General features: G+C 61.1%; 25 protein-coding genes and 1 tRNA gene. 15 read left to right on the top strand and 11 right to left on the bottom strand.

Annotated elements, in window-relative coordinates:
* Positions 1 to 165: 165 nt before the first annotated feature.
* Complete coding sequence (locus tag Mame_RS08925; RefSeq protein ID WP_018067807.1) at positions 166 to 633, bottom strand: hypothetical protein; 468 nt, start codon at positions 631 to 633, stop codon at positions 166 to 168.
* Positions 634 to 754: 121 nt separating this feature from the next.
* On the opposite strand from Mame_RS08925, the gene Mame_RS08920 reads away from it, so the two are divergent.
* On the top strand, positions 755 to 1,330 hold the full coding sequence (locus Mame_RS08920; RefSeq protein WP_018067808.1) for a recombinase family protein: 576 nt from the start codon (positions 755 to 757) through the stop codon (positions 1,328 to 1,330).
* 1,604 nt (positions 1,331 to 2,934) lie between these two features.
* Here Mame_RS08920 and Mame_RS08915 read toward each other — a convergent pair.
* The 4 genes from Mame_RS08915 to Mame_RS08900 all read right to left on the bottom strand — a co-directional run bounded on the left by Mame_RS08915 (position 2,935) and on the right by Mame_RS08900 (position 5,905).
* Positions 2,935 to 3,927, bottom strand: coding sequence for a site-specific integrase (locus tag Mame_RS08915; protein WP_018067809.1), 993 nt, complete (start codon positions 3,925 to 3,927; stop codon positions 2,935 to 2,937).
* A gap of 143 nt (positions 3,928 to 4,070) precedes the next feature.
* A complete protein-coding gene (locus Mame_RS08910) occupies positions 4,071 to 4,904 on the bottom strand; it encodes a DUF3037 domain-containing protein (RefSeq protein WP_018067810.1) in 834 nt (277 codons plus the stop codon).
* Positions 4,901 to 5,671: a HipA family kinase gene (locus Mame_RS08905; RefSeq protein ID WP_155122065.1), complete on the bottom strand. Its 771-nt coding sequence runs from the start codon at positions 5,669 to 5,671 to the stop codon at positions 4,901 to 4,903. The genes Mame_RS08910 and Mame_RS08905 overlap by 4 nt, the downstream gene beginning before the upstream one ends.
* A gap of 144 nt (positions 5,672 to 5,815) precedes the next feature.
* Positions 5,816 to 5,905 (bottom strand) — tRNA-Ser (locus Mame_RS08900).
* A 457-nt stretch (positions 5,906 to 6,362) separates the two neighbouring features.
* Between Mame_RS08900 and rplU the strand changes: the two genes are divergently transcribed.
* The 4 genes from rplU (at position 6,363) to Mame_RS08880 (ending at position 8,323) form a co-directional block, all read left to right on the top strand.
* Positions 6,363 to 6,677, top strand: a complete 315-nt coding sequence (gene rplU, locus Mame_RS08895; protein ID WP_018067801.1) for a 50S ribosomal protein L21 — start codon at positions 6,363 to 6,365, stop codon at positions 6,675 to 6,677.
* 39 nt (positions 6,678 to 6,716) lie between these two features.
* The gene (gene rpmA, locus Mame_RS08890) at positions 6,717 to 6,989 is read left to right on the top strand and encodes a 50S ribosomal protein L27 (RefSeq protein WP_018067800.1); all 273 of its coding nucleotides are present in this window, start codon (positions 6,717 to 6,719) and stop codon (positions 6,987 to 6,989) included.
* 144 nt (positions 6,990 to 7,133) lie between these two features.
* Positions 7,134 to 7,772: a GNAT family N-acetyltransferase gene (locus Mame_RS08885; RefSeq protein ID WP_026173995.1), complete on the top strand. Its 639-nt coding sequence runs from the start codon at positions 7,134 to 7,136 to the stop codon at positions 7,770 to 7,772.
* Positions 7,769 to 8,323, top strand: a complete 555-nt coding sequence (locus tag Mame_RS08880; protein ID WP_018067798.1) for a GNAT family N-acetyltransferase — start codon at positions 7,769 to 7,771, stop codon at positions 8,321 to 8,323. The genes Mame_RS08885 and Mame_RS08880 overlap by 4 nt, the downstream gene beginning before the upstream one ends.
* 131 nt (positions 8,324 to 8,454) lie before the next feature.
* Here the strand turns inward: Mame_RS08880 and Mame_RS08875 are convergent, their stop codons facing one another.
* Together Mame_RS08875 and Mame_RS08870 are read right to left on the bottom strand one after the other, a co-directional pair.
* On the bottom strand, positions 8,455 to 9,819 hold the full coding sequence (locus Mame_RS08875; protein WP_018067797.1) for a surface lipoprotein assembly modifier: 1,365 nt from the start codon (positions 9,817 to 9,819) through the stop codon (positions 8,455 to 8,457).
* Between the two features lie 5 nt (positions 9,820 to 9,824).
* Positions 9,825 to 10,697, bottom strand: coding sequence for a HupA family protein (locus tag Mame_RS08870; RefSeq protein WP_018067796.1), 873 nt, complete (start codon positions 10,695 to 10,697; stop codon positions 9,825 to 9,827).
* Positions 10,698 to 11,020: 323 nt separating this feature from the next.
* Here Mame_RS08870 and obgE point away from each other — a divergent pair, with 323 nt between their 5' ends.
* From obgE to Mame_RS08825, 9 genes are all read left to right on the top strand, one after another.
* Complete coding sequence (obgE, locus tag Mame_RS08865) at positions 11,021 to 12,079, top strand: GTPase ObgE (RefSeq protein ID WP_018067795.1); 1,059 nt, start codon at positions 11,021 to 11,023, stop codon at positions 12,077 to 12,079.
* Position 12,080: 1 nt separating this feature from the next.
* Positions 12,081 to 13,226: a glutamate 5-kinase gene (gene proB, locus Mame_RS08860; protein ID WP_018067794.1), complete on the top strand. Its 1,146-nt coding sequence runs from the start codon at positions 12,081 to 12,083 to the stop codon at positions 13,224 to 13,226.
* Entirely contained in the window at positions 13,219 to 14,493 is a 1,275-nt protein-coding gene (locus Mame_RS27275; RefSeq protein WP_018067793.1) for a glutamate-5-semialdehyde dehydrogenase, read from the top strand. The genes proB and Mame_RS27275 overlap by 8 nt, the downstream gene beginning before the upstream one ends.
* Positions 14,494 to 14,527: 34 nt before the next feature.
* On the top strand, positions 14,528 to 15,115 hold the full coding sequence (locus tag Mame_RS08850) for a nicotinate-nucleotide adenylyltransferase (RefSeq protein ID WP_018067792.1): 588 nt from the start codon (positions 14,528 to 14,530) through the stop codon (positions 15,113 to 15,115).
* Positions 15,112 to 15,969, top strand: coding sequence for a hypothetical protein (locus Mame_RS08845; RefSeq protein WP_018067791.1), 858 nt, complete (start codon positions 15,112 to 15,114; stop codon positions 15,967 to 15,969). Before Mame_RS08850 ends, Mame_RS08845 begins: the two co-directional genes overlap by 4 nt.
* A 110-nt stretch (positions 15,970 to 16,079) precedes the next feature.
* The gene (rsfS, locus tag Mame_RS08840; RefSeq protein ID WP_033411395.1) at positions 16,080 to 16,502 is read left to right on the top strand and encodes a ribosome silencing factor; all 423 of its coding nucleotides are present in this window, start codon (positions 16,080 to 16,082) and stop codon (positions 16,500 to 16,502) included.
* A gap of 98 nt (positions 16,503 to 16,600) precedes the next feature.
* On the top strand, positions 16,601 to 17,083 hold the full coding sequence (rlmH, locus tag Mame_RS08835; RefSeq protein WP_018067789.1) for a 23S rRNA (pseudouridine(1915)-N(3))-methyltransferase RlmH: 483 nt from the start codon (positions 16,601 to 16,603) through the stop codon (positions 17,081 to 17,083).
* Positions 17,084 to 17,184: 101 nt separating this feature from the next.
* On the top strand, positions 17,185 to 18,546 hold the full coding sequence (locus Mame_RS08830; protein ID WP_018067788.1) for a murein hydrolase activator EnvC family protein: 1,362 nt from the start codon (positions 17,185 to 17,187) through the stop codon (positions 18,544 to 18,546).
* On the top strand, positions 18,536 to 19,915 hold the full coding sequence (locus Mame_RS08825; RefSeq protein ID WP_018067787.1) for a S41 family peptidase: 1,380 nt from the start codon (positions 18,536 to 18,538) through the stop codon (positions 19,913 to 19,915). Before Mame_RS08830 ends, Mame_RS08825 begins: the two co-directional genes overlap by 11 nt.
* A gap of 78 nt (positions 19,916 to 19,993) precedes the next feature.
* Here Mame_RS08825 and Mame_RS08820 read toward each other — a convergent pair whose 3' ends face one another.
* The gene (locus Mame_RS08820) at positions 19,994 to 20,929 is read right to left on the bottom strand and encodes an IS110 family RNA-guided transposase (RefSeq protein WP_079920699.1); all 936 of its coding nucleotides are present in this window, start codon (positions 20,927 to 20,929) and stop codon (positions 19,994 to 19,996) included.
* 477 nt (positions 20,930 to 21,406) lie between these two features.
* A complete protein-coding gene (locus tag Mame_RS08815) occupies positions 21,407 to 21,802 on the bottom strand; it encodes a DUF2794 domain-containing protein (RefSeq protein WP_018067484.1) in 396 nt (131 codons plus the stop codon).
* Between the two features lie 237 nt (positions 21,803 to 22,039).
* On the opposite strand from Mame_RS08815, the gene Mame_RS08810 reads away from it, so the two are divergent.
* The gene (locus Mame_RS08810; RefSeq protein WP_018067485.1) at positions 22,040 to 23,191 is read left to right on the top strand and encodes a GNAT family N-acetyltransferase; all 1,152 of its coding nucleotides are present in this window, start codon (positions 22,040 to 22,042) and stop codon (positions 23,189 to 23,191) included.
* 35 nt (positions 23,192 to 23,226) lie between these two features.
* Here Mame_RS08810 and Mame_RS08805 read toward each other — a convergent pair whose 3' ends face one another.
* Positions 23,227 to 23,874: a hypothetical protein gene (locus Mame_RS08805; protein WP_155122063.1), complete on the bottom strand. Its 648-nt coding sequence runs from the start codon at positions 23,872 to 23,874 to the stop codon at positions 23,227 to 23,229.
* A 27-nt stretch (positions 23,875 to 23,901) separates the two neighbouring features.
* Positions 23,902 to 24,351, bottom strand: a complete 450-nt coding sequence (locus Mame_RS08800) for a hypothetical protein (protein ID WP_155122062.1) — start codon at positions 24,349 to 24,351, stop codon at positions 23,902 to 23,904.
* Between the last annotated feature and the right edge of the window lie 49 nt (positions 24,352 to 24,400).

Genomic DNA, 24,400 nt, shown 5'->3' with positions numbered 1-24,400 from the left:
AGAAGCGCGCTGACTGGCACGGCAGCACTGAGCGTTGCATTACAGCAACCACCATGCCAAACGCGCCTGTGACTCACCTGAGCGATTTGGCGCGAACTATTCATCGGATTCCGGAATGGCGAACAAGCAGGTGCGCGCCTATAGATATCCAGGCAAACAAGCGCCTCAACCGTAATCGCCCCTCGCCACGGACTGCTGCAATCCGTCCAAGAGCGTGTTGTAGAGATTATTCAGCGTCTTCAATCGCTCATCGTCATCGGGGTAGCACTCCGAGCCGGTGTAGTGTCGCGACTTCTCATATTCCTTGTTGATGAGATCCAGAACCGCTTCCATGTCGATATTCGGCACCGTGATCAGCGCCTCGGCGACATGCATACCCACCAATGGATCATAGATGATGAGGCAGTTCTCTGAGACGACACGCAGATCGCCAGCGATGCCGGCCAAAACCCGAACGTCATTATTGAGTTTATCGTTGGCGAGGGCCGGCGCTGCCAGGCAAAGGCTGAAGACGATTGGCAATAGCGATTTCATGAGATCAGTTCCGATGAGCGAGAGCGCACAAAAGGGAACCGTTTTGCGATCAAGGTCGCGCTTCAATCGCCGCCCCGCTAACCTGTTGAATTCCTTCAAACGGTTTTCTCGGCTCACAGATAACCCTCGAGTGCACAAAAAGGTTCCTATAAATCAATCCCTTACCGGGTAAAATCGGCACCGCACAACTAGTTTTCCGCAGAAGGTCCTGAGGGTGGCGATGAGCGATTTCGGATATGCACGGGTCAGCACGACAGAGCAGAATCTCGATCTGCAGCAGACGGCGCTGACAACGGCCGGATGCCGGACGGTGTTCACCGACCAGGGCGTTTCCGGTGCTGATTTCGCTCGACCGGGACTGACCAAGCTGCTGAAGAAGCTGCGACCCGGCGACCGCCTGACCGTGTGGCGGTTGGATCGCCTCGGGCGCTCGCTGTTCGAACTGATCCGGCTTGTGCGCGAACTGGATGAGCACGGCGTCGAATTTCGATCCCTTAGCGAGAGCATCGATACCAGCACGTCCGGCGGACGACTGCTCTTTCACCTGCTTGCCTCTATGGCTGAGTTCGAGCGGTCACTGGTGAGCGAGCGCACGAAGGCAGGGATGGACGCCGCCCGCGCCAGAGGAAGCCGCATCGGCAGAAGGCCCGCGCTGAGCACTGAACAGCTGAGAGAGGCCCGAGCAGCAGTTGCGGCCAACCGAACCATCGCCGAGGTGGCGGGTGAATACCAGGTCCACCCTCGCACTCTCTCTCGATTACTGAGACAAGAAACTTCGACCGTCCACAAAAAGTAAGCTTCAACTTACCTTGATTCTCTGCTATAACAGATATGCAAACCCCGGCGCTGTTTAAACGCCGGGGAATGCAAAATCGCCGTGGGAAGACGATGGATTACTTATAGGTTTATTTTCCTATCCTGTCAATCTTTTCGCGGCCCCTCTTGGAACGTTGTTAGGTCCAAGAGCAGCATACTGGCAATAAGCGAAAGGGTGACACCGGGACTAAGACCGGCACCATCAGTCAGCCAGAGACGATCGGAAGATCGGGCCAACAGCTCCCCGGCTAGCCGCTGGACGCTCTGGCCAGGTTGTCGCCGCACGGGCCACCGTGAAAAAGGATGCCGTAAAAGACGGACGCAATGTGTCACCCACAACGTCCGGCCACGTTCTGATTGAAGGAAAGTCGAGCGTGGCGATTGATCTTCGGATCATAACCGCTTTGCCCGCAAGGGCAGGATATCGGAGTGCTGCTAGGTAAATGGAAGCCACCTAGTGGGCCTAACTCGCCAGAACTCTTCACCACCTGTTGAACGCAGAAATCCCCGCCGCGAACTCAGCTGCCAACCTCTCTCTGGTTGGCTTATATCTGCTGTTTTCGTGGCGGGGGATAAGTCCTGATACCGCAGTATTGTTGTTCATGATGATTGAATACAGATAGAAGACGGACGGCTCGCGGAGCGAGACGGCAAGGCCCGAAGGGCCGCGCAGGGAGCCGAAGGCGAGTGCGGTAGTCCACTGCCTGGACGAAACCCATGATGTCGGGGATGCAGTCAATCCTTCTTTAGCCGTCCCGGTCTTCCAGGTAAGTCCCGTCCGAGCGCGGTGCAATTGCTGCGGTGAAGCATCTCATGACGATGGGGAACCAGCCAGCGAGCGCCTGTGTCGATTTCCAAATATGGGAGGATTGAAGCTGTGCCTCTTGCCGGGACTGAAACCATCCCCATCAGCACGCTTGAAAATCTCTAGGACTTCGCAGACCGCCGGAGCCGTCTAAGGGCTGCTCATGGCAGATCAATCCACCCGAGGGAGGAGTCCCGGCACCGGCCTGGAGACAGCAGAAGGACGGCGCGCCAGGACTTCAGGCGGCCGCGATGTCTGCAACGATCCAAACCTGCCGCCCACGGAAGGCGATAACGGCATCCGGGCTGGCACAGAACGCTCGCGGGTGACTGGCGAACGGAGCGAAGCCGCATCTCACGGGACTCAACGCGAAAACATTTTCGACTTACGCGCCCAGCGGCTCCGCGTGACGTGGTCAGCAGCGCAGCTGGCTGAATTCCCATCGAAGCAGGCCAGGAAAGCCAAGCGCCATCGCCGCCCCAGCTTCGATCGCGGCGTCCGCCGTCCGGCACAACCAACAGACGCATGACGAGTTTTACATCGGCGGAAAAATCATCGATCTTGCCTGCATTCGTCAAGAGAACGTAAAGCTCCTGTTAAGCTTACCTATCTGTGATTGCAGTATGGAGCCATACACGTTTACATGCGACACCCGGAGGACAACTATTGGCCGCAATTCTGGAGCTGGAGTTTTACATATGGCCTCGGAACCGGTCCAGAATGTCAAGCTTGAGCCCACCGACGCTCCGCCACAGGGTCATCAGCATGCGCCGGAGACCTCACCCCAGACGTCCGACCAGGTCGTCGGCGCTCAGATGGGTGTAGCGCTTCAGCATGCGAAGTTCCTTGTGACCGGAGATGCTCGACACCTCGATCATGTTCAAGCCGCGTTCGAACAACCGGCTGACGCCCTCATGGCGGAGATCGTGAAACCGCAACCCTTCGATACCGACACGCTTCAGAAGCCGACGCCATGCCTGTTCCAATGCACCGGGCGTTGTGGGAAACACGGTAGATTGATCTACGGGACATTCCGCCTTCCAGGTCATGAGCGCGTCGAAGGCGCGTTGCGACAGAGGCACCTCGCGTCCGGAGCCGTTCTTGGTCATGTGCAGCGTGATCACCCGGCGATTATGCGAAATGTCGTCCCACTGAAGCCCCAGCAGTTCGCCACGGCGCATCCCGGTCTCGATGGCGACAATGATCAGCGTCTTGAAGAATGGGATCTGACCGGCATCGCAGCCAGCCAGCAGTCGCTGCTCTTCATCCCGCTTCAGCCGCCGGCTCCGCTCGTTGCGGATCACCGGACGACGCACCAACTTCACCACGTTGCGGCTCAGCGGGTAGCCCCAATCTCGGATGGCGACCTCAATAACATGGCTGACGATCGCCAGCTCCCGCACGACGGTAGATGGCGCGACGCTCGCAAGTCGCTCATCGCGGAATGAGGCGATATCCTGCTGCGACAAGCCGATGAGTGTCCGGTAGGCGAGGTCATGGCGGCGCAGCACATCAATGCGCTGGATTTCTTGCACGGCACCGCGCTTGGTCGGCGACACTTCACGCTGATAGCGTTCAAGCAGATCGCCGAGCGTGGTTACTTCAAGACGGCGCGTATCCGGCGCGGCACCGAACCTGTCGACTTGGGCTTCGAGATCACGCGCCCATTTCTCGGCATCCGACTTGCTATCGAAGGACTTGCAGCGCGGCTTCAACCCGCGACGGCGCACCTGTGCCTGCCAGCGCCCTCTGAGCTTGCGTATCGTTGCCATCGTGATCTCCGGTTGATTTCCTGAGATCACGCGTAGGATGCCGGTGGTGGGGAGCCAAGTGCAAACCCAGAACCAATTAAAAAGCTCAAACTTCGGGGACAGATCAACCAGTCAGAGGCAGGGCTTTTGATTCCCCAGCCAGATCATCGCTCCATTGCGCCGATCAGTTCGTTCTCATTTCGCCCATCGACGACCTTGATATTGTTTACGCGAAACTGTTCTACCGCTTCATGGAAAGCCTGCCTACGCTTCGCTGAGTCCTTTGGCCCTTCGACGGCCACCACGACATCAGGTGGCATCTTCTCCTTCAAACGGTTGATGGTAAACAGCCATTTATTGCCGTGTTCCAAGATACGGCTCGGCTCGTCCTGACCGAGATAGATAGGCTTTAGGACCTTGCGCGGCTTGTCCTGGACTATTTCCACAAAGGGGAACTTTGCCGAATAAAGCCCGTCCGTAAACTCCATCGGCTTGAGATTGCGACCGATGTCGCGTAATTTCAAAATCCCACGGACGTGCTTTTCAAGCAAGCCTTCACGATAAACCGAGCCGGCGAAGTTCTGCCTAACATAATAGTCGAACAGTTCGTCAAGCTTAGCCTTTGGACTATCGGTCATCGCGAAACGGATTTCGCTGAATCGGATGACCCCTTCACGGTCCTTTGTTAATGCGTGAAACAGATGTTCGGCGTTGTCGCTCAGCTCGAACTCGAATCGGCTCTGCCCGCTCCCATTGTGACCAGCGAGATCCCTAATCCGTTTCAGCTCCAGATTGTAGGACTTCAGGACACTACGAATAGTCGTTGCCTCAACGCTATCAAAGAAGCTTGTCAGTCTACCGAGACGTCTCGTTTCAAGCCTGAAATCAAGATAGCTTATACGCGGCGCGACGAGCACGATACCGATGTTAGCGAATTCTTCCGTTTCAACATGCGGCTGGAAACGGATTATCGCATAGCTCACAGCATGCTTTTTCATGTTCGTTCCCAAAATGCTGGCACTCGATGTCGCTTCAGTAGGTTGTCGACACGATCGAGCGACAAGTTAATATCGACCGTGCAGGCGTCGTCTACATAATGCCACCGTTCTGGTATGTCACCAAGGATCCTGGGCAAATCCAGCAAGGCGTTGTCAAACCTCGTATTATAATGATCTCTTAAACCTGCGTCATCGCATATCTCAGCTAGGGATTTTCGGAAAATATGGCATTCGAGCTGTGAAGTAAGCGTTACCTCCTCGTCAAACGCCAAGTTATGGTCAATAACAAAGAGCCGGCGAGTTGCCTCGAGCCAGAGAATGTTCGGATTGCCGCCGGCGTCGGTCAGCGTGCGGTCGCCGTTTTTTATCCACCAATCAAACGCGGCGATATCTCGCTTTAGTTCAGCCGGAGCCTTCTCTACGTTGACAAAAGATATTTCATTCGCATTTTCAACATTTTCAGAGCCAAACAACGATCCAAATCCTAAACCGCTCAAAGCTCCGGAGCGACCAGCCTCATAGAGTTCTCTTGGCACCACGACGATGCTAAATCTTGGTATGGGTAATCCGAGCCGCCGCCCAAGCTGACCAGCGACCCACTCTTTCACAAGCGAATCGTATCCAGCACTCTTTCCCTTAACAAAGTAAATCTTGTTGTCCGAACCCCGACAAATGTAGGGTTCCGTTTTACCCTGGTCAGAACGTCTCAGCACTTCGTCGATTTCGATCGGCATCGGTTCCCACGCAAGCCACACATCAGCAAGCATTTAAAACACACCGCTAACCGAAGTCCAAGAGTAAGAAAGTGCCGCAAGCGTGGCCCTCGATCATTCTCACACAGGACCCGGCAGCCGCGCAGGTTGGAACTGGCGCAGAGGTGACAATAAATATCTGAATTTCAAGAAAAAATCTGGCGGAGAGGGAGGGATTCGAACCCTCGATACGGTTGCCCGTATGCCGCATTTCGAGTGCGGTGCATTCGACCACTCTGCCACCTCTCCATAAAGTGCCGTGGTCTGCGTTTGAACGCGGGGTGTCTCTTAGCGGGCAAAGGCTTGTCTTGCAAGAGCGAACGCGATGGTTTTTTTGATGTTCGGGCCAAGGTGAGACGCCAGGTATCCGCACCGAGAGCCCGGCGTTTGATCGCGGATGCGAGAGAGGCCACCCTGGCGCGCCGCATCCGCAGGAATGCATGAACGGAATGGCAAATTTGCCGGCGTGAAAATGCACCGTTTGCGCCCGGGTTTATTGACTTCAGCGCGCGCCTCGCGTATGCACGCTTCCGGACGCGTGTGTCCTTATGGCGCGCGCATTTCAGCGGGGCTGCCCGCATTACACCGGCAGACCGGGTTTTGAAAAGATTTTCTCTTTGAAATCCCTGCTTTAACCAGACTGACAAAAAGACGGTCATCATCCGTGAGGGTGACAGAACCGGGCGAGAACATGAAAGGTCAAAATATGTTCGCAGTCATCAAGACCGGCGGTAAACAGTACCGCGTGAACGCCGAGGATGTGATCACCATCGAAAAGCTCGATGGCGATGCCGGCGCGAAGATTGAATTTGCTGAAGTGCTGATGGTCGGCGAAGGCGCCGATGCCACGATCGGCGCCCCCTTCGTCAAGGGCGCGCTCGTCAAGGCGGAAGTCGTCGAGCAGACCCGCGCCCGGAAGGTCATCGCCTTCAAGAAGCGTCGTCGCCAGAACTCCAAGCGTTCGCGCGGCCATCGCCAGCATCACACGGTCGTCAAGATCACCGACATCGTCGCCGGCTGATCGATAGAGCAGATTTCGAAGGTTTAAAGGAGAACTCCAATGGCACACAAAAAAGCTGGCGGTTCCTCGCGCAACGGTCGCGATTCTGAATCCAAGCGCCTTGGCGTGAAGAAGTTCGGTGGCGAGAACGTCATTCCGGGCAACATCATCATTCGTCAGCGCGGCACCAAGTGGCATCCCGGCGACAATGTCGGCATGGGCAAGGACCACACGATTTTCGCGAAGATTGAAGGCAACGTGACATTCCGCGCGCGCGCCAATGGCCGCATGTATGTGTCCGTGGCCCCGAAACACGCAGAAGCAGCGGAATAAAGCCGGAACCGCTTAAAAACAGCCGGCGTCTCATCGACCCGGCTTAGATTTTCAGGTTACCGGACCTGGATTTTGAAAAGAGAAGGGAAGATGGGACGCCACCATCTTCCCTTCTTTCGTTTCAAACCAGGAGAGGACCTGACAATGCAAAGGGATCTACAAAGGGAGAGCCAATCCCGGCTTTCCAGAGAGCGGCTGAGGCCCGATCAACAAAGGCGGGATTGCCCCGTTCTTCTTTCGCAAAGGCTCGTTTTGCGGGCCCCGCACGAAGATGACATTGACGCCATTGCCCATCTCGCCAACAACGAAAAAATCGCGACCATGGTGTCGCGCATGCCGCATCCCTACACTGCAACAGATGCCGCCAATTTCGTGGAGCGAACCAAAGAGGGCGCGATCGGCAATTGCGTCTATGCCATCACCAAAGCGGATAACGGCGCATTCCTCGGTTGCTGCGGGATCGAGAACATCCCGTATGAGGAAAACATCGTCGAGATCGGCTACTGGCTGGGCGAGCCCTATTGGGGCCATGGCTACACCACCGAAGCCGTCCAGGTGCTGATCGACATGATCTTCCGCACCCGCAACGAGGTCGACCACGTCGACGCCCGCTGCCGGGTCGTCAACGAGCGGTCGCGGCGGGTGCTGCACAAGTGCGGCTTCCAGTTTCAGGGCCCCGGCATGGTGCAGTCGCTGGCGGTCGGCAGTTCGGTCTCGGTCGAATGGTACCGTCTCGACCGGCGCAACTGGATGTCGCTGAAGAGCTGGGGAGGCCAGCGATGAGCGCGGCGGCCGAGATGCTCGGCTCCTGCCCCGTCATCGAGACGCAACGGCTGAGGTTGCGGCCGGTCCGCGCGGCGGATGCCGAACGGATCACCGCCTTCCTTGCCGACCCGGGCATCACCCGCATGCTCGCCCGCGTGCCCTTCCCCTATACGCTGGAAGACGCGGTCGATTGGCTGGAGCATGTCGGCTACGACGAAAACTGGCCCGTGGCGATCACCCAGCCGGGCGACGGCGTCGCGATCGGGCTCGTCTCGATCGAGCGGCGACAGGGCGGCTATCACCTCGGCTACTGGCTGGGGCGGTACTATTGGGGTCGCGGCTTCATGAGCGAAGCGGTGTCGGGGCTTGCGGAGCGGTTTTTCGAAGCCACCGGCGCGACGCTCCATTCCGGCGCGTTCTCCGACAACCCGGCCTCGCTCAAGGTGCTGCAGCGTCTCGGCTCCAAGATCACCGGCCAGCGCGAAATCTGGTCGGTCAGCCGCGGAAGGATGACCCAGGAGATCACCACCGCGCTGACGCCGGCGCTGTTCACGCCATACCGGTTCTGATGTCAGGCCGGGCCGTTCAAGCGGCCCGGCCTTTTCTCAAAAACCGCGCAACGCTTTCGTCCCCATACCGCGCTAGGCTTGCCTCCATGCCGTCATTTAACCGAAAATGTAGTCCGGCCGGTTGAAAAGCCTCAGAACCTCTTCGTCAGATAAGTCGAAAGCGTGTTCTTCGAAAAATCATAGACATCGACATTCGAGAAGTTCTGGGTGTAGGCATATTCGATGCGTGGGGCGAAACCCTTGATCGCCAGATTGCGCAGCGTGATGCCGAGCGAGGCCTGGATACGCTGATCTGAGCGTTTTTCGCCGGCCAGATAGGTTATGTCCTGATATTTGCGATCATCTGCGAAAATCGAGATATCGGAAATCGCGCCGAAACTCCATTCCCGGAAATACTGCGCGTTCAGGGAAAGGCGGAGATAGCTGTTGGTGTCGTTCGCCGCATCGACATAGCCGATATTGCCCCCGAAACGCACCGAGCTTGCCGATGAGATGGCATAGAGATGGCTGATCCCCAGCACGGTTTCGCTGCCGTCCAGTTCATCGCGGTCGTGGTAATCGAGCTTTCGCCACATGCCACGCAGCGTTGTGACGCCCTTTCGTCCCATATTGTGACGCAGCGAGAAAGCCGGTCCGAGCGACCAGCGATAAGGTTCTTCGCCCTTCATCACATACTGGCCTACAAGGCCGCCAGTCACCGTCCAGTCCCCCATTTCCCGGCGATAGTCGACGAAACTGTCAAAGTAGCTCGTGTTGAAACTGGTGTCGCGATACCAGTTGCCGTTCACCCCGCCACCTACCGTGATCGATGAAATTTCATCAAGGTCAAAACGGTAGGATCCGTTCAACCCATAGCCATAGCCGATGCCGCTCTTCTTTTTGGCAGGCAGTATGGGAATGCCGCCGATATAGACGAGGTCGGCATCGGGGGCTTCGGTAATGTTGGTGCTGGGGGCGATTGAGAGATAGCCACCAAGCGACCAGGGACGAATCGTGCGGGCCTTGGCGGCAAGGCGTTCATAGAACGCGCGCTCATCGGCACTATTGGCGCTGCCGGCCAGAAGTTCGAAGTGATGCAGCGATGCGTTGCCCTCGCCCTGTTCGTAGAGAACGCTGGCAAGTTCACGCCGGACGTTGCGGGCCTCGGGGTTCTGCGAAAGGATGGCGCGAAGCGCGCTTGCCGCTTCCGGCAACCGGCCCTGCTGCTCCAGTATGAGGGCCTGCGTGAAGGCGGCAGCGAGCGCCTTGCCCTTTTCGTCGGTCGCGAAGCTTTGCGCCAGTGCCATCGCATTTTCATACTGGCCATATTCAACCAGCACACGCACCGCGTCAAAGCCGGTAACGGTGGACTTTTTTGCGAAGCCCCATTGCGGGGCGCCAATCGTGAGGGCCACAAGGGCAAACGTGAACAAAAAGGCGCGTGGTCCGCGCTTCAGTTCGAGACACAGGCCGCGCGCCGGCTTTCCGGCGCGCGGTTCAAGTCTGCGGTTGGTCATCAGCCTCAGTCTGCCAGGTCCGCCTGAAACACGCCGACGGTAGCCTTTGTCGGGTTGTCGGCATTGTCGAAGGCGGCCACGCTGCCAGCAGTCGAATCGGCTCCGGCGCCATAAAGCGAACCCTGGACCAAGGAACCTTCGCCGGCCGCTGCGCCCCCGATCGTCACGCTGTTGGCAACATAGGAGGCACTGTTCTTGTCAAGCGTCCCGGCAAAGCCGACATCGTCCATCGCGCCGATTGCATCGTCGCCGTCATAGATGGTCAGGTCGCTGAAATCGCCTGAAACCGCGCCGCTCTGAAAGTCGACGGCGATTTCGCTGGAGCCCGAAACCAGGCCGCCGGCCTCACCGTTCTGTGCACTGCCGAAATAGTCGCCCCGGTAAGTGCCGGTGCCTTCCTGCGGCAGATCGGATACGGTATCGCCGCTGTAAAGAGCGAGGAAGTTGCCGTTCCCCTCATCATTCTCGCCGTCAACGGTGATGTAGAGCGCGCCCGATGTGCTGTTGTCATTGTCGGAACCAAGGAACGCTTCCAGTGTCGCCGTCTGGCCGTCCAGATCGGCTGTGTCACTGCCCTCGCTGAAGGACACGCTCTGGCCGGCATAGGGCCCGGACGTGAAGCTGACGGAAAGATTACCATTGTCATCTTCGGTGTAGTCACCTGTCGTATCGGCAACCGAGGTGACGGATCCGTTCCTGAGTTGAACGGTGGTTCCGCCGACTGTGTAGTTGCCGTCACCACCGCTGGGTTCTCCCCCCTGCGAGCCGCCGCCGCCAGTGCCCGGGTTCCCCGGAGAACTGTTTCCGGACGTGCTGCTGCATCCAGCCATCGCGATCATTGCGGTGCCTGCCAGAGCAGCCAGAAAAATCTTGTTCATTACCCCTAACTCCATTATCCGCTTTCAATTCGCGCCTCGAATGAGGCACTGAGCTGGAAGGCTAGAGAGACGGGGCGATAGGCGCGCCCCCCAAATGGGGGGTGAACAGGCCTCCTTCCGAGTTTTCATGTGCAAAGAGACAAGCCGTTGTCGAGAGGTTCCAGCAATACGCACAGGCAACGGCGATCAAACACAAGAATTTCCGGCTCGCTTCCTCCGGCTGCTTTGCCGGAAGTGGTGGCAGCTTTTTCACGATAATCTTTGACCTTCGCCCCATCGGCCTATATCGATGCGGCGAACACATGAACTGAAGCGACGGAACGATGAAATTTCTCGATGAGGCAAAGGTCTATATCCGCTCCGGCGATGGCGGGGCGGGCTCGGTGTCGTTTCACCGCGAGAAGTTCATCGAGTTCGGCGGGCCGGACGGCGGCGATGGCGGTCGCGGCGGCGATGTCTGGATCGAGGCCGTCAACGGCCTCAACACGCTGATCGATTTCCGCTTCCAGCAGCATTTCAAGGGCGCCACCGGCGGCCACGGCATGGGCCGCAACCGCACCGGCGCCAAGGGCGAGAGCGTGACATTGAAAGTGCCGGTCGGCACCCAGGTGTTCGAGGAAGACAAGGAAACGCTGATCTGCGACCTGACGCACGAAGGCGAGCGCTTTCGCTTGGCCGCCGGCGGCAATGGCGGCTTCGGCAACGCCCATTTCAAATCCGCGACCAACCAGGCCCCGCGCTGGGCCAATCCCGGGCTTGAGGGCGAGGAAAAGACGATCTGGCTCCGGCTGAAGCTGATCGCCGATGCCGGGCTCGTGGGCCTGCCGAACGCCGGCAAGTCGACCTTTCTGGCGACCGTCACAAGGGCGCGGCCGAAGATCGCCAATTACCCCTTCACCACGTTGCACCCCAATCTCGGCGTTGCCAGCATTGACGGGCGCGAATTCATTCTCGCCGATATTCCCGGCCTGATCGAGGGCGCGCATGAGGGCGTCGGCATTGGCGACAGGTTCCTCGGCCATGTCGAGCGCACCCGCGTGCTGCTGCATCTGGTCTCCAGCCTCGAGGAAGACGTCGCCGCCGCCTATACCACGGTGCGCAAGGAACTTGCGGCCTATGATGCAGCCCTCGGCGAGAAGCAGGAGATCGTGGCGCTGTCCCAGGTCGACATTCTCGACCCCGAAACGCTGAAGGAAAAGAAGGCCGCGCTGGAAAAGGCGAGCGGCGGGCCGGTCCACGCGATTTCCGCGGTTGCCCAGATCGGCATGACCGAGGTGCAGCGCGAACTTGCCGCCATCATCCGCGCCGAGGAGGCCCGCCTCGGCATCACGGCCCCCGATCCCGTCGAGGACAGGGGTCGCCACGACAAGTGGGAGCCGTAACATGAGCGGGCGTTCGCTTGCCCATTATCGCCGCATCGTCATCAAGATCGGCTCGGCGCTGCTGGTGGACCGCAGAGCGGGCCTGAAGCGCGGCTGGCTCGAAAATCTCTCCGCCGATATCGCAGGCCTCAGGGCGGCCGGCGTCGAAGTCCTGGTCGTCTCCTCGGGCGCGATCGCGCTCGGGCGCACCGTGCTCGGCACGCCCGCCGGCGCACTCAAGCTGGAAGAGGCCCAAGCCGCCGCCGCCATCGGCCAGATCGGCCTTGCCGGCGCCTGGACCGAAAGCCTGAAGGCGCATGGCATCATCGCCGGGCAGATCCTGCTGACGCTGCAGAACACCGAGGAGCGGCGGCAATATCTCAACGCCCGCGCCACGCTGCGGCAATTGCTGAAACTCGGGGCCGTGCCGATCATCAACGAAAACGACACGATCGCCACCACCGAGATCCGCTATGGCGACAATGACCGGCTGGCCGCCCGCGTCGCCACCATGATCGGCGCCGACCTGCTGGTGCTGCTGTCCGACATTGACGGGCTCTACACCGCCCCGCCCCATCTCGATCCCGACGCCCGCTTCCTCGCCGAAATCGAAGCCATCACGCCGGAAATCGAGGCGATGGCCGGCGGCGCTGCCTCCGAACTGTCGCGCGGCGGCATGCGCACCAAGGTCGAGGCCGGCAAGATCGCCACCGCCTCCGGCTGCGCCATGATCATCGCGTCCGGCAAGATCGATCATCCGCTGAAGGCGATCGCGGATGGCGCGCGCCATTCGATCTTCCATGCCTCGCGCGCGCCGGTCAGCGCGCGCAAGACCTGGATCGCCGGCCAGCTTCTGCCCGCCGGCACGATCCATATCGATGACGGCGCGGTCGCGGCGCTGAAGCGCGGCAACAGCCTGCTCGCCGCCGGCGTCACCGCGGTTGACGGACATTTCTCGCGCGGCGACACTGTCGCCATCGTCAACGCGAAGGGCGGCGAGATCGCCCGCGGGCTTTCCGGCTATGACAGCGACGAGGCCCGGATGATCGCAGGTGAGAAGAGTGCCGGCATCGAGGCGATCCTGGGCTATCCCGCCCGCGCCGCGATGGTGCATCGCGACGACCTCGTGATGTCGGCCGTAAAACGGGAAGGATCGGCCCATGCTTGATCAGGTTCAGGATGTAAAGACCACGATGGCCGAGCTCGGCCGCCGCGCCCGCAAGGCAGCAGGCGCGCTGGCGATCGCGCCAACGGAAACCAAGAACGCGGCGCTTCTCGCCATGGCCGATGCGATCGAGGAAAACAGTGCCGGCATTCTCTCCGCCAATGCCGTGGATGTCGCCCGCGCGAAGGAAAACGGTGTGGCCGGCTCGTTCATCGACCGGCTGGAACTGAACGCGGAGCGGGTCAAGGCGATGGCCGACGGCATCCGCGCAATCGCCGCGCTCGATGACCCGGTCGGCGACGTCATCGCCGCATGGGATCGTCCCAACGGGCTGAAGATCGAGCGGGTGCGCACGCCGCTTGGCGTTATCGGCGTGATCTACGAAAGCCGCCCGAATGTGACGGCGGATGCCGGCGCGCTGTGCCTGAAGGCCGGAAACGCCGTGATCCTGCGCGGCGGTTCGGATTCCGCGCAATCCTCGGGCGCGATCCATGACGCGCTTGCCGCCGGCCTGAAAAAGGCCGGCCTGCCGGAAGACGCGATCCAGATCGTGCCGACCACCGATCGCGCCGCCGTCGGCGAAATGCTCGCCGGCCTTTCCGGCAATATCGACGTGATCGTGCCGCGCGGGGGCAAGAGCCTTGTCGCGCGCGTGCAGTCGGAGGCACGGGTGCCGGTCTTCGCCCATCTGGAAGGGCTCTGCCATATCTATGTCGACAAATCCGCCGATCTCGGCATGGCGTGCGAGATCGTCGTCAACGCCAAGATGCGCCGCACCGGCATTTGCGGGGCCGCCGAAACGCTGCTGATCGACCGCGCGGCTGCCGATAAGTTTGCGACCCCGCTGATCGAGGCGCTGGAAGCCAAAGGCTGCCTGGTGCGCGTCGACCACGACATGATCGACTATGCAAGGGGCCGCGATGAGGCCAGCGAAGACGACTGGACCACGGAATATCTCGACGCGATCATCGCGGTGAAGCTGGTCGACGGCATTTCCGGCGCGATCGAACACATAGGAAAATATTCCTCGCACCACACCGAGGCGGTGATCGCCGAGGATCCGGAGGTCGTCGCCCGCTTCTTCAACGAGATCGATTCCGCAATCCTGCTGCACAATGCCTCGACCCAGTTCGCCGATGGCGGCGAGTTCGGCATGGGGGCCGAGATCGGCATTGCCACCGGCAAAATGCACGCGCGCGGGCCGGTCGGCGTCGAGCAGCTCACCTCGTTCAAATATCTGGTGCGCGGCAGCGGCCAGACGCGGGCCTGACGGCTTGACGGAGATCGCGCGCCGCCACCTCGTCATGCCGCATCTTCAGCCCGGCATGACGGTCGGCCTGTTCGGCGGCTCGTTCAATCCGCCGCATGAGGGCCATTTGCTGGTGGCGAAGCTTGCGCTCCAGCGGCTCGGGCTCGACCAGCTCTGGTGGCTGGTCACGCCCGGCAATCCGTTGAAAAGCGGCAATGGTCTTGCCCCGCTTGCCGAGCGGCTGGCGCATTCGGACACCATGGCCGGCGATCCGCGCATCCGGGTGACGGCGATCGAAAAGACGCTCGGCACGGCCTATACCGCCCGCACTATCCGCCACATCATCCGCCGCAACCCGGCGGTGCACTTCGTCTGGATCATGGGCGCCGACAATCTCGGCGATTTTCACCGCTGGCAGGAATGGCGGCGGATCGCGGCGACCGTGCCGATCGCCGTCATCGACAGGCCGGGCGCAACGCTCACCTATCTTTCCTCCAAGGCGGCGCGCGCGCTCGACAAGGCCCGGGTTCCCGAACGCGCGGCGCGCGCGCTGCCGCGGATGAAGCCGCCGGCCTGGACCTTCATCCACGGCCCGCGCTCCGCCATCTCCTCGACCGCGCTCAGACAGGAAAGCAAGAGATGAAGCTCGAGATCGTCGGCGATATCACCGATCCAGGCAAGCTTGGCGGGGCGAGCGACGACCGCTATGGCTGGAACGCGCATTCGGTATTCGTCATCGACGGCGCGACCGGCATCGCCGAGCGGGAGGTGATGGCCGAGGGCGACGCCACCTGGCTCGCCGCCCATGCGGCGCGAATGTTTGCCGACGCAGGAGACCGGCCCGTTGCCGAGACCGTCGCCGCGATCAACGCCTTGGCGCGCGATCTCTATCACGCCGCCGCCGGCTCGGATGACCTTCCGCGCCATATGTGGCCCGCCGCCGCCTTCCAGATGCTGCGGATTGAGGGCGACTGCCTCGTCACCTATGGACTCGGCGATTGCCGGCTGTTTCTTGAGGACGCGGCCGGCCATGTGTTCGAAACCACGGCGCTGAAGGGCAATCGCGAGAAGGAGATCGCCGCCGCCCGCGCCCATCTTGAACGCATTGGCGGCTTCAAAGGCGCCGCCGATATCGCCGGCGATGCCGAGACCATGGCAATGCTGCGCGCCGGCCGCGCCCGCCAGAACACGCCGGACGGACATGTCTTCACGCTTGGCCTCGTACCGGCGGCGGCGGAGCGTATCGTCAGGGAAGACTGCGGCCTGAAAGCCCCGGTGCGCGGCCTGCTGTGCTCGGATGGCTTTGCCGCCCTTTGCGACAATTACGACGCGTTTTCGCCCGCCGGCCTGATCGACGCGGCCTTTCGCGACGGGCTCCCGCCGCTTCTTGAGCACCTGCGCCGGATCGAGCGGACCGATGATCCGGAAGGCGAGAAATTCCCGCGCTACAAGGTCAGCGATGATGCCGCGGCGGTTGCCTTCCGGATCCTTCCCTGACGTCGCCTCTCAATTTTGCGCAGGAAAACCCTTGCAACGGGCTGCCTTTGGCATCACCTTTATAGCCAGCGGCCCGCCGGAGTGACGAGTCGCATTCGTGCTTGGTCCGGATGAAAGGAAGAACCCTGACAACATTGCACGCGAAGGGCGCGGATACCGCGCCGCAGAGCAGCAGAAGCGACGCCTATGCCGCCGATGAGGCTCTTGCCACCGTCCTCGCCAGCCTTGAGGATTCAAAGGCAGAAGATATCGTCACCATCGACATTCGCGGAAAATCGGCTCTCGGCGACCATATGGTGGTTGTTTCCGGGCGCTCGAACCGTCATGTGATGGCGATTTGCGACCACTTGGTCAAGGATATCAAACAGTCGGGCGCGGGCACGCCCAAGGTCGAGGGCCAGGAGTCCGGAGACTGGGTGCTGATCGACACCGGCGACGTGATCGTCCATGTGTTCCGGCCGGAAGTCCGCGAATTCTACAATATCGAGAAGATGTGGTCGGCGCCTGAAATGAACGAGGCACGCCTGCACTAGCAGCCACTCTGCTGCTGGCCGGCGTGAACTGCCCGAACGGACCGCGCGGTGCAGGACGCACTGCGCGACGCGGCTGTTGCGGGCCGAAAGAAAAGCATATGCAGATCGGCATTTTCGCGGTCGGCCGCCTGAAATCCGGCCCGGAGAAAGAGCTCGTCGCCCGCTATCTTGACCGGTTGAAGAAGACCGGCAAGGCGCAGGGGCTCGATTTTTCCAAAGTCATCGAGGTCAATGAAAGCCGCGCCGGCAACGCCGCCACCCGCAAGCGCGAGGAGGCGGCAGCACTTGAGGCCGCGATCTCGCCCGAAACCGTGCTGGTGCTGCTTGATGAAACCGGCAAGTCCTTCGATAGCGTCGGTTTTGCCGGTCAGATCGAAAAATATCGCGACGCCGGCAAGCGCGAGATGATGTTCGCGATCGGCGGCGCCGACGGGCTCGATCCGGCGCTTGCCGAACGCGCCGATCTGACGATCAATTTCGGCGCGATGACATGGCCGCACCAGATCGTGCGCATATTGCTGGCCGAACAGCTCTACCGCGCCGTGACCCTTCTATCGGGCCATCCCTATCACCGCGCCTGAGCCCTGGTGAGAATCATCAAAATTTTGTGTGTTCTTCTGTCGTTGTTAATTCGTTAATCTCTGCGCGATCTAAATCCCCCTTTCCTCGCGCGGAAACGGACATGGCGGCAACCAGATCATCGCGGATCCTCCTCGCCTGCGGCATTGCCGCCTGGGCCTTGCCCGCGATCGCCTTCACGCAGGAGCCGACGGCCGGATCGACCGAGCTCGTCGACAAGCTTTCAAACGAACGCTCCGAAAAGGCAGTCGAGCTCGACCAGATCGAAAACTCGATCGCGCTTTCCAAGGAAAAGATCGCCTCGCTTGAGGCCGAGATCGATGCGCTTTCCGGCGATACGGCAAGCCTGAAGGAGGCGCTCGTGGCCTCGGCCGAGCGCCGGCGCGGGCTGGAGGAACAGATCGCCGCCGCCGAAACCCGGCTTGGCGAACTCTCCGATGAGGAAGACCGGCTGAAGACCTCGCTCAATGCCGAGCGCGACGTGCTGGCCGATGTGCTGGCAGCACTTCAGCGCATGGGCCGCGATCCGCCGCCGGCCCTTCTGGTCGCCCCCGGCGATGCGCTCGATTCCGTCAGAAGCGCGATCCTGCTGAACGGCGTGGTGCCGGAGATGCGGGCCAGAATGGAAACCGTGCTTGCCGACCTGACATCGCTGCGGGCGGTCAAGGCCGAACAGCAGCAGGCCCGTGACGGGCTTGCCGGCGATCTCGACAGCCTTGCCGAGGAAAGCCGGCGCATGGACCTGCTGATCGCCGAAAACGAGAAGTCGCGGGAAACCAGCGCGGAGCAGCTCGAAGCCGAGCGCCGCCAGGCCGAACTGCTGGCCGCGCGCGCGACCGATCTTAACGGCCTGATCGAAAGCCTCGAAACCGACATCACCTCCGCGCGCAACGCCGCCCTTCTGGCGCGTCAGGAGGCCGAGAAACGCCGGCAGATGACCGAGGCGCAGCAGATCGAGGCGCGTCAGCGCGCGCTTTCGTCAACGCCCGATAAAAACCGCATTACGCCTGCATATCCATTCTCTGACCTCAAGGGCCGTCTGATCCTGCCTGTTTCGGGCGAAATCCTGCGCCGATACGGCGATCCGGACGGAACGGGGCACAGGGCGACCGGAATCACCATTGCCGCGCGGCCCGGCGCGCTCGTCAGCGCCCCCGCCGACGCGACGGTGGTTTACGCCGGGCGTTTCAGAAGTTACGGAGAGATGGTCATCCTCAATGTCGGCGACGGCTACCATATCGTCATGACCGGCATGGATGACCTCAAGGTTCGCCAGGGCGATTTCATATTCTCCGGCGAGCCGCTGGCCGAGATGGGCACGAGACGGATCGCGAGCGCCGCGACAATGGCGCTGGAAACGGACAGGCCGACGCTCTACATTGAGTTCCGACACAATGGGAAGCCGGTCGATTCTCAACCCTGGTGGGTGGACAATATTGATGGAAAGGCACGCAATGATACGTAGGGCAACGCTTCTGCTGGCAGGCGCCGCACTTGGCGCAGCGGCGACCGGCATTCTGGTTTCGGCCGATATACCGGCGCGCGCGGCCGGCGACGATTCGACCTACCGCGAAATGTCGCTGTTCGGCGACGTGTTCGAGCGGGTGCGCAGCCAGTATGTCTCGCCGCCCGACGAACAGCAGATGATACAGGATGCGATCAACGGCATGCTGAGCGGGCTCGACCCGCATTCGAGCTATATGACGGCGGAAGAATCCGAAGAGATGCGCGACCAGTCGAAGGGCGAATTCGGCGGGCTCGGCATCGAGGTGACGATGGAGGATGATGTCGTCAAGGTCGTCGCACCCATCGACGATACGCCCGCTTCCAATGCAGGCGTGCTGGCCGGCGACAAGATCGTCGAGATCGACGGCGAAAGCGTACGCGGCCTTTCGCTCAACGATGCGGTCGACCGCATGCGCGGCGAGGTCGGCGAACCGATCGACATCACCATTCTGCGCGACGGCGTTGCCAAGCCGATCGAGATGACGATCGTGCGCGGCATCATTCCGGTGCAGTCCGTCAAATGGCGCGTCGAAAACGACAATATCGGCTATATTCGCCTCACCACCTTCATGAACGAGAAGCTGGACGAAAGCCTGGTCGAGGCGATTGACGAGATCAAGAAGGAAGTGCCGGAAGACCAGCTCAAGGGCTATATTCTCGACCTCCGCCTCAACCCGGGCGGCTTCCTGAACCAGGCCGTCGCCGTGGCCGACACCTTCCTCGACGAAGGCGAAGTCGTCTCCACCCGCGGCCGCAATTCCAGCGAGACCCGCCGCTTCGATGCCGGTCCCGGCGATCTCACCGATGGCAAGCCGCTGGTGGTGCTCGTCAATGGCGGCTCCGCCTCGGCATCCGAGATCGTCGCCGGCGCGCTGCAAGACCTGAAGCGGGCGACGCTGGTCGGCACCCGTACATTCGGCAAGGGCTCGGTCCAGACCATCGTACCGCTGGGTTCCGAAGGCTCGCTGCGGCTGACGACGGCGCTCTATTACACGCCGTCGGGCACCTCGATCCAGGGCACCGGCATCAGCCCCGATATCGTTGTCGAGCAGGTGCTGCCGGAAGACCTCGAGGGACTGATCCGTCCGGAAGGCGAATCGGCGCTGCGCGGCCATATCCAAGGTGACGCGGAAACCGAAGAGGGCTCCGGCTCGGTTGCCTATGTGCCGCGCGAGACCGAGGACGACGTGCAGTTGAAATATGCGATCGACCTCTTGGAAGGCAAGGTCACCGACGACGCCTTCCCCGCCGATCCGGAGAAGGCCGTCCAGGAGCTGCAGGCCGCCAAGACGCCTGAGCCCGAAAAGGAAATGGAAGACGCCCACTGAGGCGTTGACGCGAACAGGAGGCCGGGGCACGCTCCCGGCCCCAGAGTGCTGACAAACGTCCCCCCACATTCCAGGTCATCAACTCTGTTGGATGACTTTCTCTGTGAACCTTGCATTGAGGGTCACGACGATTTTTCGCATGACTGCTGCGATCGCGACGATTGGCTTTTTGCCGGCTTCGACAAGGCGCTTGTAGAAGGCGGCGAACTCGCCCCTTCCGCGGGCGGCCTGCATGGCCGGCATGAACAGGATGGTGCGCATGACGGGTCTGCCGCCGCGCATTCTCCGGTAACCGATCTTGTTGCCGCTCTCGTTTGGGTGCGGCGCCAGGCCGGCCAGCGCCGCCGCCTTTTTTCGATCCAGCGTCCCGAGTTCGGGCATTGTGGCGATCAGGGCGGCGGCGGTTGTCTCCGCGATGCCGGTCATCGCCATTGCGATGCTGGCCCTGGCTGCAAAGGCTTCGCTGCGCATGAGCATGCGGATTTCCTTGTCGAGCAGCGCGATCTGGCGATTGATGGCAGCGAGCATGGCCTTGAAGGTGACGGCAAGTTCACGTCCGCCCGGCGCCATGGCGCGGTTTTGCTCGGCGACCCTGATGGCGACCAGATCGGCGCGGCGGCGCACAAGGGCCTTGAGCCTTGCCTCTTCAGGGTTTTCAGCCTGCCACAGGGACAGGCTTGCCCAGCGTTCCATGCCATAGGCGACCATTTCCCGGGCATCGATCGCATCGCTCTTGCCGACCCGTCCACGCGAACGAATGAAGGCCTTGAGCCTGCGCGTATCGGCCCGGTGAACGGCAAGGCCGCGCCGCAGGCACTCTTCGATCAGGACGGTTTCATACCCGCCGGTGGGTTCGCAGATGACCAGATCTGCCTCGCAGTTTCGCAGGAAGCGACGAATATCCCTGCTGCGATTGGCGATGACGGTGGCCGGACCGCCGCAGGAAACGGCGATCGTGTCCTTTGCAACGTCGCAACCAAGACAGATGTGCGGAGGGTGATGCAAAACGACCATGGCGATGCTATCCTTTCAAGGCATGCTTGGGATTGTTTGCGGGCGTGGCAATCAGCGGCCCAATCAACTCTTCAAGCGGTTGCTCGGTGCAACAGTGACCTTGATGACAGCGGGTATTCCACCCAATACTCGGACGGTCGGCTGTTGCAGCAGCTGCGGGCAAGCCAACGGCCCGCAGCTGCATCACAACAATAGCGCAGATCCGACAAACAATCCTCGGGCTTGACCCGAGGATCCAGGCCTCCCGGCAAGGGATCGTTATAAATCTTTGCAAATTCAGAGACTTAAGATGCCTGGATGCTCGGATCAAGTCCGAGCATGACACAAGAACGAAGGGCCGATGACATATGATGGTCAAGGCTTTGTGCTTTATCAGCAGCCTGAAGGCCAGAGCACAATCCGGCTCTTTTTTGGAAGACCATTCCTTTTGCGGATGTCATCTCCGGCCACGCCCAGCGAAGGGCGGCGGCATCAGGTCTATTTTTCGACCAGCTTCAGGTTCCGGTCGAAGACCTTCAGCACCTGTTTCAGGTCGTGGCCGCGCTTGAGCACCATGCCGGCCGTATTGGTGACCGAGAAGGCGCCCTGCCGGGCGGCGAGTTTGGGGTTTTTCTCGATCCGGTAGAGCGGCATCTCGCCGGCGCGCTTGAACACCGAGAACACCGCCCTGTCCTTCAGGTGATCCAGCGCATAGTCGCGCCACTCGCCCTCGCCCACCATGCGGCCGTAGATCCAGAGGATCGCGTCCAGTTCGCGCCGGTGGAAGGTGACCGGCAGGGGCTCGGCCTTCTGGCCGGCGCGATATTGGCTGAGCTCCACCACATTGGCGTTGGCGGCAGCCCGGCCGCGTTGCGTTTCCGGCTTGTCAGCCATGGCGTCTCCGCTTCGCAAACATGACACTTACAAGACAGTCTGCCCGTATCGGCCAAAATTGCAAGGCCGGTTTCGCGCAGCCGTGGCCAACGCTTTGTTAACCGAAACCGGTTATCCCTTGTTAAGTGCGTTTGTAAGAGTTCAGTATCCCATGCGTTCAGGCCCCCCAGAGCTGCCCGTCCTGCCGGACATGCCGCGCGCATCGCGCTTCGGCCCCCGGCCGAAAGGGGCGCGGCCATGAGCATCATACGCAAGGACCTGGGCCAGCGCCCGCCGGCCCGCCTCAAATCCAAGCTTTCCGTCGTCCAGCCCGGCAAGGCGGTTCCCGATATCCGCCTCGAGGTCAGAAGCGGCGGCGAGTTCTCGCTCTATTCGCAGGCCCCCGACCATATGGAGCCGGCAATGGACCGGCTGGCGGAGACCGCGATCGAGCGCAACATCTTCCAGACCCCCGCCTTCCTACTGCCGGCGCTCGGCGAGCGCCATTCGCTGCTGAGGGTCGCGCTGATGGAGGATGGCGACGGCGATGACAATCTCACAGCGCTGATGACCTTTTCGGTGCGCGGCAACGGCTCGCATCTGCTTGCCCATGCGATCGGCGATATCGGCTATCACGCGCCGCTGATCTCGCGCCACCGGCCGATGGCAACACTCGATCAGCTTTTCGAGGCGCTTGCCGGTTCGCTCGTCAACCTGCCGGGCATTGCCGTGTTTCCGCATCTCCTGGCCGATGGCGCGTTCATGCGCTTCGCCCGCGCGGTGGCCGCCGCCCGCGGCCTTGCCTTCCGGGTCACCCATGCCCGCCGCAGGCGCGCGCTGTCAGGCCCGATCAATCCCGCAGGTGCAGCGCTCACGCCCGGCGAGCGCGAGGCGTGGCAGGCCAACCTCGCAAAGTGGGAAGCGCTGAATAGGCGTGGGAAGGTCGGCTATCACATCGCCCGCAATCCATCCGAAACCGCGCTGATGCTGGACGAGCTTTCAGCACTCACCACGACGGTCGCGGAAGACCGGTCCCGGTTTGTAGCACTGCTGCCCACGGCCAAGAAGCTTGGCCGCAACGACCAGCTTCGCATCCACGCGCTTTATCTCGCCGGCGAGATGATTGCCGCGGCGGTCCAGCCGGTCACGGCCGGCGAAGCATGGATCTGGCAGGTCTTCGTGCGGCCCGACATGGAACAGGAAGCTGTTGACGAGCAGTTGATCATGCGACTGACGGAATGGAACACCCGCGATGCCAATATCGCGGTCACTCGCGCGGCCCCGGGCGTCGGCCCATATCTGGCCGAGCGGTTCTGGCCGGTCGAGGAAGGCTATGCCACGCTGATGGTGGCGATCCGCCCCGGCATGGAACGCGCCATCGACGCCCTTGCCCGCGAACACCGGGACTGAGCGTTCAAATCATCCTCAAGAGAGAAATCGAAGCCTCAGGAGCACTTCTTCAGGCGCGAGTCTTCCGGCCGGTTCATCAGCGCGAAAATATCGATATCGGACAGCAGCGGATGGAATTCCCCGTCTGAATCCGCCCTGATCAGCACATCGAGCGGCACGACGGGCGCCACCATGGCGCCGTTCCAGCAGGTGGAATCGAGGTCAACCTCGAAGCCCGGCTTGGCGCTGCCGGCGCCGCGCGCGGCCGCCATCTGCTCCTGCTGGTCGCGCAGGCGCAACGCGTCGGCGGGCGCCAATCTCAGCAGCGTCACCACCTGCCCCGGCTTGCGGAATTCGGCCACGGCGGCATCGACCTTCTCGGAATCGGCATTCACCAGCGTATAATCCTGGCTGATATCGCCGCCCGCGCCGCGCTGATAGACGGTCAGTTCGACCTCGCCCTTGGGCAGCCGGAATTCCTCGGGCGCCAGAACCGCGATCCGGAGCGATGCCGGATTGGCGGCGATCGGCGTGGGGATCGGCTCGGACGAGCCCGGCAGGAACGAGAATGTCGAACAGGCCGAAAGCAGCACTGCTGCCGAAACTGCCAGGGATTTTGCCAGAAAACGCATGATGCCGACCGTCTTATCTGTTGTAGACGCTTTACCTAACCGATCCATGATTAAGGACGGGTAAAACGCCATGACCGACGCCTCCCGCTTCCGCGGAGCCTAGTATGGCGTCGGGAGGTTGTTTTTTCGCAACCACCGCCAGCCCCGCCAGCCGTTGAGTGCCAAAGCGGCACAGATGGCGGGAATGATCAGACTAATCGTGAGACGAAAAAGGTCCAAATCGCGGCCGCCGGCCAGAAAGTAGCCTATATATGGCAGGACGGCGTTCAGAACGATGAATACGCAAAACAGGCTTGTCGTGCCCGGCACCAAGCCTGCATGTCCGCCACGAATTCTGAACGCGACAAAGATCAAAACGAGCGCCACAACGCCAGAGATCACGGAGCTGTAATCAGAGGTCGCCTGGTATGGAGAGGGAAACAGCGACAAAATCACGAAGTTCAGCCCCATGACGAGAACGGGTAGCCCGGACATTTTCACGGCGTCCCGCGCGCTTTCCTCGTCATCAACCGGAAGCCAGTAACCGAAAAAGCCTGCTTTGCTCGTCATCTGGTTCCCCATTCCGAAGTTATCCGATAAGCCATCCGGTTCAAGTTCG

This window comes from Martelella mediterranea DSM 17316 (assembly GCF_002043005.1).
Lineage (GTDB): Bacteria > Pseudomonadota > Alphaproteobacteria > Rhizobiales > Rhizobiaceae > Martelella > Martelella mediterranea.
Note: the sequence above shows the minus strand (reverse complement) of the source record. Positions and strands in the feature narration are given on the sequence as shown.

What these genes read in the sequence shown, in the direction of transcription:
- rplU (WP_018067801.1), top strand. Translation starts at nt 6,363, where the DNA reads ATGTTCGCAGTCATCAAGACCGGCGGTAAACAGTACCGCGTGAACGCC.
- Mame_RS08885 (WP_026173995.1), top strand. Translation starts at nt 7,134, where the DNA reads ATGCAAAGGGATCTACAAAGGGAGAGCCAATCCCGGCTTTCCAGAGAG.
- Mame_RS27275 (WP_018067793.1), top strand. Translation starts at nt 13,219, where the DNA reads ATGCTTGATCAGGTTCAGGATGTAAAGACCACGATGGCCGAGCTCGGC.
- proB (WP_018067794.1), top strand. Translation starts at nt 12,081, where the DNA reads ATGAGCGGGCGTTCGCTTGCCCATTATCGCCGCATCGTCATCAAGATC.
- Mame_RS08910 (WP_018067810.1), bottom strand. Translation starts at nt 4,904, where the DNA reads ATGAAAAAGCATGCTGTGAGCTATGCGATAATCCGTTTCCAGCCGCAT.
- Mame_RS08915 (WP_018067809.1), bottom strand. Translation starts at nt 3,927, where the DNA reads ATGGCAACGATACGCAAGCTCAGAGGGCGCTGGCAGGCACAGGTGCGC.
- obgE (WP_018067795.1), top strand. Translation starts at nt 11,021, where the DNA reads ATGAAATTTCTCGATGAGGCAAAGGTCTATATCCGCTCCGGCGATGGC.
- Mame_RS08830 (WP_018067788.1), top strand. Translation starts at nt 17,185, where the DNA reads ATGGCGGCAACCAGATCATCGCGGATCCTCCTCGCCTGCGGCATTGCC.
- rsfS (WP_033411395.1), top strand. Translation starts at nt 16,080, where the DNA reads ATGAAAGGAAGAACCCTGACAACATTGCACGCGAAGGGCGCGGATACC.
- Mame_RS08810 (WP_018067485.1), top strand. Translation starts at nt 22,040, where the DNA reads ATGAGCATCATACGCAAGGACCTGGGCCAGCGCCCGCCGGCCCGCCTC.
- rpmA (WP_018067800.1), top strand. Translation starts at nt 6,717, where the DNA reads ATGGCACACAAAAAAGCTGGCGGTTCCTCGCGCAACGGTCGCGATTCT.
- Mame_RS08920 (WP_018067808.1), top strand. Translation starts at nt 755, where the DNA reads ATGAGCGATTTCGGATATGCACGGGTCAGCACGACAGAGCAGAATCTC.
- Mame_RS08825 (WP_018067787.1), top strand. Translation starts at nt 18,536, where the DNA reads ATGATACGTAGGGCAACGCTTCTGCTGGCAGGCGCCGCACTTGGCGCA.
- Mame_RS08905 (WP_155122065.1), bottom strand. Translation starts at nt 5,671, where the DNA reads ATGCTTGCTGATGTGTGGCTTGCGTGGGAACCGATGCCGATCGAAATC.
- Mame_RS08870 (WP_018067796.1), bottom strand. Translation starts at nt 10,697, where the DNA reads ATGAACAAGATTTTTCTGGCTGCTCTGGCAGGCACCGCAATGATCGCG.
- Mame_RS08815 (WP_018067484.1), bottom strand. Translation starts at nt 21,802, where the DNA reads ATGGCTGACAAGCCGGAAACGCAACGCGGCCGGGCTGCCGCCAACGCC.
- Mame_RS08820 (WP_079920699.1), bottom strand. Translation starts at nt 20,929, where the DNA reads ATGGTCGTTTTGCATCACCCTCCGCACATCTGTCTTGGTTGCGACGTT.
- rlmH (WP_018067789.1), top strand. Translation starts at nt 16,601, where the DNA reads ATGCAGATCGGCATTTTCGCGGTCGGCCGCCTGAAATCCGGCCCGGAG.
- Mame_RS08880 (WP_018067798.1), top strand. Translation starts at nt 7,769, where the DNA reads ATGAGCGCGGCGGCCGAGATGCTCGGCTCCTGCCCCGTCATCGAGACG.
- Mame_RS08805 (WP_155122063.1), bottom strand. Translation starts at nt 23,874, where the DNA reads ATGGCGTTTTACCCGTCCTTAATCATGGATCGGTTAGGTAAAGCGTCT.
- Mame_RS08800 (WP_155122062.1), bottom strand. Translation starts at nt 24,351, where the DNA reads ATGACGAGCAAAGCAGGCTTTTTCGGTTACTGGCTTCCGGTTGATGAC.
- Mame_RS08845 (WP_018067791.1), top strand. Translation starts at nt 15,112, where the DNA reads ATGAAGCTCGAGATCGTCGGCGATATCACCGATCCAGGCAAGCTTGGC.
- Mame_RS08875 (WP_018067797.1), bottom strand. Translation starts at nt 9,819, where the DNA reads ATGACCAACCGCAGACTTGAACCGCGCGCCGGAAAGCCGGCGCGCGGC.
- Mame_RS08850 (WP_018067792.1), top strand. Translation starts at nt 14,528, where the DNA reads ATGCCGCATCTTCAGCCCGGCATGACGGTCGGCCTGTTCGGCGGCTCG.